The following is a 12,755-nucleotide window of genomic DNA, read 5'->3' as shown; positions in this document are numbered from 1 at the left end:
GCTTAGTCGTTCAGCTTGACCGCGTGTTCACGGGTCTCGTGGAAGGTGATGGCGGGCCAGCGTTCCTGCGTCAGTTGCAGGTTGACGCGGTTGGGGGCCAGGTAGGCCAGGTTGCCGCCGGCGTCGGTGGACAGGTTGTTCAGGTTGCCCTTCTCGAACTCCTCCAGCTTCTTGCGGTCCTCGCACGATACCCAGCGTGCCGACCAGATGCTGGCCGATTCGAATACCGCGTCCACGCCGTATTCGGCGGCCAGACGCGACGCCACCACCTCGAACTGCAGTACGCCGACGGCACCCAGGATCAAATCGCCGCCGTTGTGCGGCTTGAACACCTGCACCGCGCCTTCTTCGCCCAGCTGCTGCAGACCTTTCTGCAGCTGCTTGATCTTCAGCGGGTTGCGGATGCGCACCGAGCGGAACAGTTCCGGGGCAAAGAACGGGATGCCGGTGAAGGCCAGTTGTTCGCCTTCCGAGAAGCTGTCGCCGATCTGGATGTTGCCGTGGTTCGGGATGCCGATGATGTCGCCGGCAAAGGCCTCTTCCACGATCTCGCGGTCGTGCGACATGAAGGTCACCACGCTGGAGGCGGCAATGTCGCGGTTCAGGCGCAGATGCTTCATCTTCATGCCGCGTTCGAATCTGCCCGAGCACACGCGCAGGAAAGCGATGCGGTCGCGGTGCTTCGGGTCCATGTTGGCCTGAATCTTGAACACGAAGCCGGAGAACGGCTCTTCGGTCGGGGCTACCTCGCGCAGCGTGGCGTCGCGGGTGGCCGGCATCGGCGCCCAGTCGATCAGCGCGTTGAGGATTTCGCGCACGCCGAAGTTGTTGATGGCCGAGCCGAAGAACACCGGGGTCAGTTCGCCAGCCAAGAATTCGTCCAGATTGAACTCGTTCGACGCGCCCTTGACCAGCTCGATCTCCATGCGCAGCTGTTCCATCTCGAGCGGGAACAGCTCGTCCAGGCGCGGATTGTCGATGCCCTGGATCACTTCCAGATCGAGCGTGATTTTTTCGGCGCCGGCCTCGAACAACAGCACTTCGTCGCGCAGCATGTGGTATACGCCGCGGAAGTTCTTGCCCATGCCGATCGGCCAGGTGACCGGGGCGCAGCGGATCTTCAGCACGCTTTCCACCTCGTCCAGCAGTTCGAGGGAGTCGCGCACTTCACGGTCGTATTTGTTCATGAAGGTGACGATCGGCGTCGAGCGCAGTCGGCACACATTCAATAGCTTGATGGTCTGCTCTTCCACACCCTTGGCGGCGTCGATCACCATCAGCGCCGAGTCCACCGCCGTCAGAACGCGGTAGGTGTCCTCGGAGAAGTCCTGGTGGCCCGGGGTGTCGAGCAGGTTGACGGTGTGGTCGCGGTAGTCAAACTGCATCACCGACGAGGCGACCGAGATGCCGCGCTGCTTCTCGATCTCCATCCAGTCCGAGGTGGCGAACTTGCCGGTTTTCTTGCCCTTGACCGTGCCGGCCATCTGGATCGCGCCCGAGAACAGCAGCAGCTTCTCGGTCAGCGTGGTCTTACCGGCGTCAGGGTGGGAGATGATGGCGAAGGTGCGGCGGCGCGCCACTTCTTCGGCAATGCGGGTCAATTCGGCAGACATGGGGCTTGAGATTGGATTCAAAACCCCAAATTTTACCCGATAACGCCTGTCGCAGGCACATCGCGCCGGATTCTTTTTCCGGTGCGGGCGTCGGCACCAGGCGCGGATTTCGTTATCATGGCCGTTTCACGTTCACCGGCCGCAGTGCTCCGGCAGAAAAGACCCTTACCATGTTTACCGGCATAGTCCAGGCGGCCGCCGAGGTCGTCCGCATCGAAGAAAAAGAACGCTTCCGCACCCACGTCGTGCGCCTGCCCGTCCACCTGCTGCAGGGACTCGAACTGGGGGCCTCGGTGGCGCACAACGGCTGCTGCCTGACCGTCACTCGTGTCGAGGGCGATCTGGTCTATTTCGACCTGATGCAGGAAACGCTACGCATCACCAATCTCGGCGAGCTGAAGGTAGGCGACCGCGTCAACATCGAACGCGCGGCGCGCTTTGGCGACGAGATCGGCGGCCACGCCATGTCCGGCCATATCCTGTGCCTCGCCCGTGTCGTCGAAGTTGTCGAAAGCCCGAACAACCGTACCATCTGGTTCGAATTGCCGGCGGAGCACGCCAAATATGTCCTCACCAAGGGCTATATCGGTATTGACGGCATCAGCCTCACCATCGGCGCGGTCGACGACAACCGCTTCTGCGTCCACCTGATCCCCGAGACGCTGGAGCGCACCATCATCGGCAGCCGCCAGCCCGGCGACGCCATCAACATCGAGATCGATCCGCAGACGCAGGCGATCGTCGACACCGTCGAACGCGTGCTGGCGCAGCGCAAGGACTGAAATCCGGCAGAGGGTTGGCCGAAGAGCCTGTCCCATGACCGCCGCCACGAACATCCCACGCGACCGGCACGGCCGCATGAAAGCACAAGGAAAACCGAAATGACCATCTCCCCGATTCAGGACATCATCGCCGACATCAAGGCCGGCAAGATGGTGGTGTTGGTGGACGCCGAGGACCGCGAGAACGAAGGCGATCTGGTAATGGCAGCCGAGCACGTCACGCCGGAAGCGATCAATTTCATGGCCAAGCACGGCCGCGGCCTGATCTGCCTGACGTTGACCGAAGAGCGCTGCAAGCAACTGAACCTGCCGATGATGGCGACCAACAACGGCACCAGTTTCGGCACCAATTTCACCGTGTCGATCGAAGCCGCCGAGGGCGTTACCACCGGCATCTCCGCCGCCGACCGCGCCCACACCACCCTGGTGGCGGTGGCGCGCGAGGCCAAGCCGACCGATATCGTGCAGCCGGGTCACGTTTTCCCGCTGAAGGCGCAAAAGGGCGGCGTGCTGGTGCGTGCCGGCCATACCGAGGCAGGGTGCGACCTGTCGCGTCTGGCCGGGCTGGAGCCGGCCTCGGTGATCTGCGAAATCATGAATGACGACGGCACCATGGCGCGCCTGCCCGAGCTGATGGAGTTTGCTGCCACTCACGGCTTGAAGATCGGTACCATCGCCAGCCTGATCAACTACCGCAGCGAGACCGAGAACCTGGTCGAGCACGTCGGCCAGCGCCCGATCGACACGCCGTTCGGCTCGTTCGATATGCACGTATTCCGCGACACCATGACGCAGGCCACCCACCTGGCGCTGGCCAAGGGGGATATCCGTGCCGATCAGGAAACCCTGGTGCGCGTGCACGAGCCGCTGTCGGTGATGGACCTGATCGATCCGCTCGGCAGCCCCCACTCCTGGACCGTGCCCAATGCCCTGGAAATCATCGAGGAAACCGGCAAGGGCGTGATGATCCTGCTGCATCGCAACGAAACCGGGCTGGATCTGCTGGCCCGTGCCTTGCCGCAGCAAGAAGCGCCCAAGGCAAAATGGGATGGCAAAACCTTCGGCATCGGCGCCCAAATGCTGAAATCGCTGGGGGTAGGCAAGATGAAGCTGATGTCGACTCCGCTCAACCTGCCGTCGATGACCGGCTTCGAGCTTGAGGTCACCGGATTCTGCCAGCCCGAACACGTCCACATCGAAATCTAGTAGAATGCACCGTTTTGTTACCGATTTGCCGCGAGGTCACCATGCTTGAAGCTATCCAGCGCATCGATTCCGATTTCAACGGCCAAGGCCTGAAGGTGGGCGTGGTCATGGCCCGCTTCAACGAGAACGTGTGCCACGGTCTGCGCGATGCCTGCCTGGGCGAGCTGCGCGCGCTGGGCGTCGACCCCGCCAACATCACCCTGGCTACCGTGCCGGGCGCGCTGGAAGTGCCGCTGGTGTTGCAAACCATGGCCAAGTCCGGCCGTTTCGATGCACTGGTGGCGCTGGGAGCGGTGATTCGTGGCGAAACCTACCATTTCGAGCTGGTGTCGAACGAATCCGGCGCTGGGGTAACCCGTGTCGGCCTCGATTTCGACATCCCGGTTGCCAACGCCATCTTGACCACCGAAACCGACGAGCAGGCCGAGGCCCGCATGATCGAGAAGGGCCGCGAGGCTGCCCGTGTCGCGATCGAAATGGTCAACCTGCGCAAGGCGTTGCGCGGCTAAGCCGTTCCCTCTGCCGGCGCCGCGTCGCGTCGCCATCGTTCTTTAAAGACAAGGATTCGCATTACATGAAAACGTCTCGCCGTCGCGCGCGCGAATTTGCCGTTCAGGGCATCTACGAGTGGGAGCTGAACCCGGACCGTCCGGCTTCGCTGATCGAGAAACACCTGCGCGAGAACGACTATTTCGTCAAGGCCGACGAAGCGCTGTTCCGTACGCTGCTGTTCGGCGTACTGAAAGATGCGGCTGAATTGTCGCCTAAGATCGACCGTTACTACGAGCGTCCGGCCGACGAAGTCAGCCCGGTTGAGCGCGCGGTCTTGCTGATGGCGGCCCTGGAGCTGACCCAGCATCCGGAAACACCGTACCCGGTGATCATCAACGAAGCCATCGAGATCACCAAAACCTTCGGCGGCACCGATGGTCACAAGTTCGTCAACGGTGTGCTCGACAAACTGGCCGCCGACGTGCGCCCGGACGAGGTCGCCTCGCAGCGCTCCCGTCGCGCTCACTAAATAAAGCGCCTATTTTCACAGCAACACCCGCTGCCGGCGGGTGTTTTTACGTGTGTGCCCATGAATGAATTTGAACTGATCCAGCGCCACTTCACCCGACCGGCGGCTAACGCCGTGCTCGGGGTCGGGGATGACGCGGCCATCGTCAGGCCGACTCCCGGCCACGATCTGCATGTTTCGGTCGACATGCTGGTGGAGGGAAGGCACTTCTTTGCCGATGTCGAACCGAGGGCGCTGGGTCACAAGACGCTGGCGGTAAACCTCTCCGACATCGCTGCGATGGGAGCCACGCCGCGCTGGGCCGTGCTGTCACTGGCCTTGCCCCAAGTCGACGAGCACTGGGCCAGCGAGTTCGCTGCCGGTTTCTTCGGCCTGGCCGAAGCTCATGGTGTGAGCGTGATCGGCGGGGACACCACGCGTGGCCCGCTCACGCTCTCCGTCACCATCTTCGGCGAAGCCCCTGCCGACCAGGCGTTGCGGCGCGATGCTGCCCAAGTGGGGGACGACGTCTGGGTCAGCGGCGAGCTGGGCCTGGCCGCGTTGGCGGTGGGCCAGCGGCTGCGTGGCGATGTCGCGCTTCCACCGGAGGTGCTCGCCGTCTGTCGCCGCAAGCTCGACTACCCCACGCCGCGCGTCGCGCTCGGCCAGCGCTTGCTGGACGTGGCGCACGCCGCGATCGACGTGTCCGACGGCCTGATGGCCGATCTCGGTCACATCCTGGAGCGCTCTGGCGTCGCCGCCGAGGTGTGGCTGGAATCCTTGCCGACCTTGCCCTGGATGGCGGAAAACCGCGGCCAGCTGGCCGACGCCATCGCGGCCGGGGGTGATGATTACGAGTTGTGCTTCACCGCCGCGTCCTCGGCCCGTGCCGAGTTGCAAGGGTTGGCCGAAGAACTGGACTGCACGCTGACGCGTATCGGCCGTATCGTGGCGGGGCAGGGAAGCCGCCTGCTGGATGCCGCCGGGCAGCCGGTGACTCTGCAAAGGGGCGGGTTTGACCACTTTGCGTAAACCTGACTGGGCCTTCGTCCTGCGCCGTCCGGCCCACTTCCTGGCGTTCGGTTTTGGCTCCGGCCTGGCGGCGCATGCACCGGGCACCTGGGGCACGCTGGCCGCCTTGCCGCTGGCCTGGCTGCTGCATCGGGTCGGGGTCGACGGAGCGTTGCTGGCAGCGCTGAGCCTGCCCCTGTTCGCCTTTGGCGTTTGGGTGTGCCAGGTGACCGGGGATGCGCTGGGAGTGCACGACTACGGCGGCATCGTCTGGGACGAGATCGTCGCCATGCTGCTGGTGCTGTCGATAACACCATTCACCGTGCCCGGCTGGACGTTGGCATTCGGGCTGTTCCGCCTGTTCGATATCGTCAAGCCGTGGCCGATCCGCTGGTTCGACCGCCACGTTCACGGTGGTTTCGGGGTGATGCTGGACGATCTGATCGCCGCGTTGTTTGCCATGGCCGTGCTATGGCTGGCCAGCGGGTCTGGTCTGGTATGAGGTCGATCGGGGTCGGGAAACCGGCCTGAATCGGCTCTAGAGACAGCGAGGGTCTCCCGCTGCAAGCCGCTTCGTGGTATTCTTGCGCCCCTCCAACGTGACCCGTCACCATTGCATGATAGACCCCTGTGATCACTACACCCTCGACCTGATTGGCGGGGTGCGCAAAAAGCCCGGCCGCAAGCCGTTGGGTGAGCGCGCCATGAGCGTGGCCGAGCGCAAGCGGCGCAGCCGCGAACTGCGCCGCAACCGCCTGCAGGAGTTGTCGATCACCGTGGAACTCAATCGCGAGGCGCAGAAGTCGCTCGACAAGATGATCGAATGGTGGGGGGTCAGCAAGAAAGAGGCGATCAACCGGGCGTTGCTGATCGCCTGTCAGTCCCAGACTGGTCGTACCGGCATGCTGTTCGATGCCGACCCGCTGTTTTTGCAGCCCGATAGCGGGCAAAAGCCGAAGCGTCGCAAGTAAGCCGGGCTGGGCGTCCATTAAGCCTATACCCGCCGGAAACGACGGCCTCTACTCCAGCCACGTTTCTTTCCGTCGGTAGGATGGGTGAAGGCGCTGGCGTCGCAACCCATCAGCAACGCGCAGGAGGTGCAGATGGGTTCCTCAACGTCTCACCCATCCCGCGCAGGACGGGCCATCTGCCCCTCTTTGAGGTTCCCGCCAAGCCTCTACAGCCCGATCCCGGCCAAAAACAGGAACGTGGCAAGCAGTGCCACATGCGTGTAGCCCTCGATGGCGTTGGTCTCCCCATCGTGCAAGTTGATGGTCGCCACCAGCAGGGTCAGCAGCACCATGGCGGTCTGCGCGGGAGTCATCGCCATCTGGATTGGTTGGCCGGTAAACAAGGCAATCCCCTCTATCACTGGGATGGTCAGAACCACGGTTGCCAGCGATGCTCCCAGCGCAATGTTCAGCACCGATTGCATGCGATTGGCAACGGCGGCCCGCATCGCGGTCAGAATCTCCGGGCTCGCCGAAATCAAGGCCACCAGGATGGCCGGAACGATCGCGGGCAGCCCGCTGCCTTCCAGGCCTGCGTGCAGGAAAGCCGCCATCAATTCCGACAACACCCCGATCAACCCGATGCTCAGCACCAGCAGGCCAGCGTGCTTTCCGGTCGAAATGCTCTCGGCCCCGTGTTCGTGCTCTTCCTGGTGCTCGTAGGCGTAATCGAAGAAATAGCTGTGCTTGCCGGTCTGCAGGCGCAAGAACAGGCCATAAAGCAGCGCCATCGCCACGATGGTAAAGGCTGAGTAGGCCTGCCACTTTTCTTGTGGCACAAATTCGGGCACGAACATAGACACGCCTACCGCCACTAGGATCATCGATACGTAGCTGTTGCCCGAATCGAGGTTATACGGCTGCTCCCCGTGCTTCAGTCCGCCGATGATGGCGGCAAAGCCGAGTATGCCGTTGATGTCCAGCATCAGCGCCGAATAGACCGTGTCGCGCGCCAGGGTGGGACCGCCGCCTGAAAGCATCATGATCGCCAGAATCACCACCTCCACCAATACCGCCGATAGCGTCAGGATCATCGTCCCGTAGGGCTCGCCCAGCTTCACCGCCAGCATCTCGGCATGGTAAGCCACGCGCAGGGCGGCGCCCATGATGGTGGCGAGCAGAATGACGATGACAACAAAAACTACCGGTTTGATCATCTGGAGCAGGCTGTGCTCAAGGGCAAAAAGAACAATCGCCACAAAAGTGGCGATCAAAAGGTTTTTTTCGGAGAGTATGGCCTTCATCAAAAATCCGCAGTTGTATTGATCCGGAATATCATAACAAACACTGAGCTGACGTGTGACGCGGCGCTAAACCAGCAACTGTTTTGGCCCTCGATCGGGCGCGCCAAGTTCCTGATGGCAAAGGGGCCGTAGGATGGAACTGGGTCTGCCTTTGTCAGAGAAGTGGTCGTTGCTTGAGGTCGTGGGTATTTTCTCCGAGAACGAAACCCGACCGGTCTCAGGTAAAACAGAGAGACAGTGCAAAATTCAAGTGGCTGGATGGTTTGGTATTGCTGCTGTAGTTCCCGTGCATCCAGCTTGTCATTTGAGCGCGAAGCGGATGGGTTGCTGTTTCGGCGTTACAAGAGCAATGTTGCGCTTCACGTCCTTTCCTAGCACTAAGCGTATGTCCGTGCTGGTTCTCAGATCGTTCTTTTCCTTGATCATTGGCTTGACCGGCAGGCTGGCGCTGAGTCTTTCCGCTTCGGGAGCAAAGCCTTGTCGGTACTCCACCAGCGTTACCGATTGCTGGAAGGGTTTCTGGTTGGTGAGGCGAGCTTTTGCGAAGCCTTGATTGGCAAGCGCATAGCCGACCCGCTTCGCCATTCCAGTGACACCATTTCCATTCGACACCTCAACACGCGGAACGGGGTGAGTCATTGCGGCCTTCGTTGTTTCTTTCCAGGTCAACATGGCTGCTGGAGCATTCTTTTCCTGTTGCGGCTCATGGCGGTCAGTGCTCGGAGGTTCAATGGCAGTTTTTTGCACGGGATGCCCTTCCTCCGCAGTGTAAGGTACGGGCGATGATATCAGCGGAGGAGCGCTTGCCAGAGGTGTTGCCACTGCGACTATGGTGTCCTGCCGTCTCTGATCGACTGCTGTCTTCGTGGGATCGCTAGCCGAGGCCAGGGTGGTGGGGGAGGGAGTGGCTTGTGGCATGCCGGCCAGCAGCGGCGCCGGTTTAGCTTGCTCTCGTCCTCCCAGCTTGCCCAAGGTGAGGTTGCGGTTATTGACGATTTTGAGGTCGGAGGGGCTTAGTGCCACCGCTTTCTCGTAGATGGCGGCGGCTTCGGCATAGTGGCCTTGCAGATAGAGGGTGTAGCCAAGATTGTTGAGGAAATGAGGGCTGCCTGGGGACGTGGTCAGTGCTTTTTGAAATTCGGCAATGGCCATGTCGTAACGGCCTTGTGCCGCATATAACGCCCCCAGTGCATTGTGGGCCTCGGCATACTGGCTATCCAGAGCGAGAGCTTTCTGAAAGGCTGGGATAGCCTTGTCAGCTCGATTCTGTCCCTGGTAGTAGCGGCCGAGTTGGTAGTACGCAGCCGGACTATCATTGGAGTTGCTTACCCGCATCAACGGCTGCATTTCCCATGCTTGTTTTGGCGGAGTGGATTCGCAACTTTGCAGAAAAGGTGCAAGGCATAACAACGGCAACGCCATATACTTTGTTTTCATGATCAGGCCTTTCATAGCGACTGTCTATCAAGTTATGTGATATGACTCATTGCCCGCCACCCATTGTGGGAAGCAGCACACGGTAAATCTGGATAAAGGCCGGTCCGAGCAAGACCAGCAGCAGGGCCGGGAAGATGCAGAAAATCAGAGGGAAAAGCAGTTTCAGTGGAATCTTTGCCGCGGCTTCTTCGGCGCGTAGGCGGCGCTTGGTACGAAGGTCGTCGGCATGCACGCGCAGCGATTCGCCGATGCTGGTACCAAAGCGGTCTGATTGAATCAGCATGGCAACCAGAGTGTCCACTTCCTGTACCCCGGTACGGATGGCCAGATTGCGCAGGGCTCTTTCCTTGGTGCTGCCGGCGCGCAATTCGAGGTTCACCAAGTGAAGCTCGTCAGCAAGAATAGGGCTCTTGATGCGCATTTCTTCCCCAACCTTGAGTAAAGCGGCATCGAGTCCCAGGCCCGCCTCGACACAGACCAGCAGAAGATCGATGGCATCCGGGAAGTTGTTGAAAATCTCGCGCTGACGGTTTTCGATACGACGGGAGAGAAGGATATTGGGCAGGTAGTAACCGATCCCGGCGGCAAGGAGCATGAACAGCAGGAAGTTGGTGCCGTCCTGATGCCCACCGGTCAGCCCCAGGTAGAGAAACAGAATGGTGGGAAGCAGCAGCGCGAGAAAGGTCTTTGCGCCGAAGAACAGTGGCACGGCGGATGGGCCGCGGTAACCCGCGTTCATGAAGCGAATACGAATGGGGGAGGTTTCCCAGCCTTCTGCTGGAACCGAGAGCTTGGCGAGTGGGGTCGCGATTTTGACGGCTTTGGCAACCCAGGCTGACGAGTTATCCGAATCGATGGGGGTTTCTGTTTCGGAAATCTTGTCCAGGCGCGCTTTGACGCGGTTGGGCGCCATCTGTAGCGAAATGGTCAGGGCAACGCCAAAAACCGCCACAAAAATGATGCCCAGATAAATCCACTGCGAGGTGTTCATGTCGTTTCCCTCTCAATGCGTTGTGTGGCCGACGATCAAACCTGAATCTTGATGATCTTGCGCATCCAGACAATGCCGGCCAGCATCATGCCGCCGATACCTACCACCATCATCAATCCCGTTTGGTCTTCCCAGAGCACCTTCATGAAGTCTGGGTTGAGCAGGTGGATGATGAGCGCGACAGCAAAGGGCAGGATGGTCAGGATCCAGGCCGAAAGCTTGCCTTCGGCGGAGAGAACCCTGATCGTGCCGTAGAGCTTGAGCCGTGCACGAATCAGCGCGCTGATATTGCCCAGCAGCTCAGCCAGGTTGCCGCCGGTTTCGCGCTGAATCAGCACGGCGATCACCATGTAGCGAAGATCTGTACTCGGGATGCGGGTAGCCAGGTTCATCATGGCCTCTTGTAGTGAGAAACCATAATTCACTTCATCGAACGTGGTGCGAAACTCGCCGGCGATCGGGTCGGACATTTCGTCGCCTATCATTTTCAGCGATTGCGGAAGGGCATGACCGGCACGCAGGGCGCGGCACATCAGGTCGATGGCATCGGGTAACTGCTCTTCGAACTTTACCAGGCGCTTATGGCGGAAACGCATTACCACCATCCAGGGGATGGTGGCACCAGCCAAACCGACGAGAACCGGAACGAGAAGGGGAAGTGGTAAGAGCTGTAACAGGAAAAAGGTAGCCAGGCCACATGCCAGTGTCAGCCCAAGGAAACTCCCCACCTTCAGCTTGAGGCCAGACTGCAAGAGTATCCGATCCAGTTGGTGCGCACGGGGGATGCCGAGCAGAAATCGCTGAACGACCTTGGTGTCGCTGAGCAGCCGTTCTTTCATCAGGCTCATCGACTCGCTGTGGTGAGCTCCAGCGGACATGGCCTGCAGGCGTCGCTCGATGCGCGTCGCTTCCGGTCCTTTGTAGGTGTTCCAAGTGAGATAAGCGCCTTCCAGCAGGAAGACCACGGCGATGAAAATCAGGACGATGAGTATCGCGAAGGTGGTGTCCATGTCTGCACCTATTCGAAGCGTTTATTGGGGTCGAACAGCGCGTCGGAGATGTCTACACCGTGCGTTTTGAGGCGGTCAATGAATTTTGGTCGAACGCCTGTGGCGCAGAAGTACCCTTGCACTGCGCCATCCATGCCGATGCCGGTCTGAACATAATGGAACAGTTCCTGCATGGTGATGACATCGCCCTCGGTGCCGGTGATTTCCTGAATGCTGACCACTTTGCGTTTACCGTCCGTCAGGCGGGCGATCTGGATGATGACGCTGATGGCGGAGCTGATCTGTTGGCGGATGACCTTGGGCGGCAGATTCATCCCGGACATGCCGACCATGTTCTCCAGGCGGGTAATGGCATCGCGAGGCGTATTGGCGTGAATGGTCGCCATGGAACCTTCGTGCCCTGTATTCATGGCCTGGAGCATGTCCAGTGCTTCCGCCCCGCGCACCTCGCCAAGGATGATGCGGTCCGGCCGCATGCGCAGACTGTTGCGTACCAGGGCACGCTGGGGTACTTCGCCTCGCCCTTCGATATTGGGTGGGCGTGTTTCCAGCCGGATTATGTGTGGCTGCTGCAGTTGAAGTTCGGCGGCGTCTTCAATCGTGATGATGCGCTCAACTTCAGGAATGAAGCCGGAAAGAATGTTGAGCATGGTGGTCTTGCCGCTGCCCGTTCCGCCCGAAATCAGCATGTTCATCTTGGCCTTGGCCAACCCTTTCAGCACCGTGGCCATGTCCGGGGTCAAACTCTTGTATTCAATGATGTCGTCCATGCGCAGGGGCACGGCGGCAAAGCGGCGGATCGACATGATCGGGCCATCGATGGCCAGAGGCGGGATGATAGCGTTGACCCGCGAGCCATCCGGGAGGCGGGCGTCGACCATCGGGCTGGATTCGTCGACACGTCGGCCGATGCGCGACACGATCTTGTCGATGATCTTCATGAGGTGGGCGTCGTCATTGAAGCGGATGTCGGTCAGCTCCAGCTTGCCGCGCCGTTCGATATAGATTTGCTGGTAGGTGTTGACCAGGATATCGGAAATGGTGGGGTCGGCGAGCAAGGGTTCCAGGGGCCCCAGGCCCAGCATTTCATGCTGGATGTCGCGGACCAGATTGCGCCGCTCCGTCTCGTTGAGTGCGGTGTTTTCTTCACTCAACAAACGCTCTACCAGGATTTTTAGCTCATCCTTCAAACGGTCTGGGGTCAGGCTTTCCATGACGGTCAGGTCCACCCGGTCCAGCAGCTTTTGGTGGATGCGCGCCTTCAGGTCATGGTAAGTCTCATAACCCAGGCCTGATGCCGATTTGACGATGTTTTGCAGCGCTTCGGGTGGGGTGTGCAGCGATTCGAGCCGGTCTCGCAAGGACATGATGATTACCCCTCTACATGTGATCAGGCGACAGGGAGCAAAACAATAATCCAGTCAGCTGATGCGGTGGTTACAGTGAAAATG

13 protein-coding genes are annotated in these 12,755 nt (G+C 60.3%); 7 read left to right on the top strand and 6 right to left on the bottom strand.

Features of this window, described 5'->3' with window-relative positions; translation table 11 throughout:
- Positions 1-2: 2 nt before the first annotated feature.
- A complete protein-coding gene (locus AC3WG5_RS04590) occupies positions 3-1,613 on the bottom strand; it encodes a peptide chain release factor 3 (protein WP_008952860.1) in 1,611 nt (536 codons plus the stop codon).
- A gap of 170 nt (positions 1,614-1,783) precedes the next feature.
- On the opposite strand from AC3WG5_RS04590, the gene AC3WG5_RS04585 reads away from it, so the two are divergent.
- From AC3WG5_RS04585 to AC3WG5_RS04555, 7 genes are all read left to right on the top strand, one after another.
- The gene (locus AC3WG5_RS04585) at positions 1,784-2,395 is read left to right on the top strand and encodes a riboflavin synthase subunit alpha (protein ID WP_492567960.1); all 612 of its coding nucleotides are present in this window, start codon (positions 1,784-1,786) and stop codon (positions 2,393-2,395) included.
- A gap of 99 nt (positions 2,396-2,494) precedes the next feature.
- Positions 2,495-3,601, top strand: coding sequence for a bifunctional 3,4-dihydroxy-2-butanone-4-phosphate synthase/GTP cyclohydrolase II (gene ribBA / locus AC3WG5_RS04580; RefSeq protein WP_014087457.1), 1,107 nt, complete (start codon positions 2,495-2,497; stop codon positions 3,599-3,601).
- Positions 3,602-3,642: 41 nt separating this feature from the next.
- A complete protein-coding gene (gene ribH, locus AC3WG5_RS04575; protein ID WP_294863485.1) occupies positions 3,643-4,110 on the top strand; it encodes a 6,7-dimethyl-8-ribityllumazine synthase in 468 nt (155 codons plus the stop codon).
- A 65-nt stretch (positions 4,111-4,175) separates the two neighbouring features.
- Complete coding sequence (gene nusB / locus AC3WG5_RS04570; protein ID WP_008952856.1) at positions 4,176-4,622, top strand: transcription antitermination factor NusB; 447 nt, start codon at positions 4,176-4,178, stop codon at positions 4,620-4,622.
- A gap of 60 nt (positions 4,623-4,682) precedes the next feature.
- Positions 4,683-5,633 (top strand): thiamine-phosphate kinase, encoded by a 951-nt coding sequence (gene thiL, locus AC3WG5_RS04565; RefSeq protein ID WP_492567959.1) that lies wholly within the window; start codon positions 4,683-4,685, stop codon positions 5,631-5,633.
- Complete coding sequence (locus AC3WG5_RS04560) at positions 5,617-6,114, top strand: phosphatidylglycerophosphatase A family protein (protein WP_492567958.1); 498 nt, start codon at positions 5,617-5,619, stop codon at positions 6,112-6,114. Before thiL ends, AC3WG5_RS04560 begins: the two co-directional genes overlap by 17 nt.
- Before the next feature lie 115 nt (positions 6,115-6,229).
- A complete protein-coding gene (locus AC3WG5_RS04555; RefSeq protein WP_008952853.1) occupies positions 6,230-6,583 on the top strand; it encodes a hypothetical protein in 354 nt (117 codons plus the stop codon).
- 206 nt (positions 6,584-6,789) lie between these two features.
- On the opposite strand, the gene AC3WG5_RS04550 is transcribed toward AC3WG5_RS04555, so the two are convergent.
- The 5 genes from AC3WG5_RS04550 to AC3WG5_RS04530 all read right to left on the bottom strand — a co-directional run bounded on the left by AC3WG5_RS04550 (position 6,790) and on the right by AC3WG5_RS04530 (position 12,671).
- Positions 6,790-7,866, bottom strand: a complete 1,077-nt coding sequence (locus tag AC3WG5_RS04550) for a calcium:cation antiporter (RefSeq protein WP_492567957.1) — start codon at positions 7,864-7,866, stop codon at positions 6,790-6,792.
- Between the two features lie 300 nt (positions 7,867-8,166).
- Complete coding sequence (locus tag AC3WG5_RS04545; RefSeq protein ID WP_492567956.1) at positions 8,167-9,318, bottom strand: LytR C-terminal domain-containing protein; 1,152 nt, start codon at positions 9,316-9,318, stop codon at positions 8,167-8,169.
- 31 nt (positions 9,319-9,349) lie between these two features.
- Positions 9,350-10,294, bottom strand: coding sequence for a type II secretion system F family protein (locus AC3WG5_RS04540; RefSeq protein WP_492567955.1), 945 nt, complete (start codon positions 10,292-10,294; stop codon positions 9,350-9,352).
- A gap of 35 nt (positions 10,295-10,329) precedes the next feature.
- Positions 10,330-11,304 carry a type II secretion system F family protein gene (locus AC3WG5_RS04535; RefSeq protein WP_014087449.1) on the bottom strand — a complete coding sequence of 325 codons (975 nt, stop codon included), beginning with the start codon at positions 11,302-11,304 and terminating at the stop codon, positions 10,330-10,332.
- A gap of 8 nt (positions 11,305-11,312) precedes the next feature.
- Positions 11,313-12,671 (bottom strand): TadA family conjugal transfer-associated ATPase, encoded by a 1,359-nt coding sequence (locus AC3WG5_RS04530; protein WP_014087448.1) that lies wholly within the window; start codon positions 12,669-12,671, stop codon positions 11,313-11,315.
- Positions 12,672-12,755: the final 84 nt, after the last annotated feature.

This window comes from Pseudogulbenkiania sp. FW507-F1, assembly GCF_058781125.1.
Note: the sequence above shows the minus strand (reverse complement) of the source record. Positions and strands in the feature narration are given on the sequence as shown.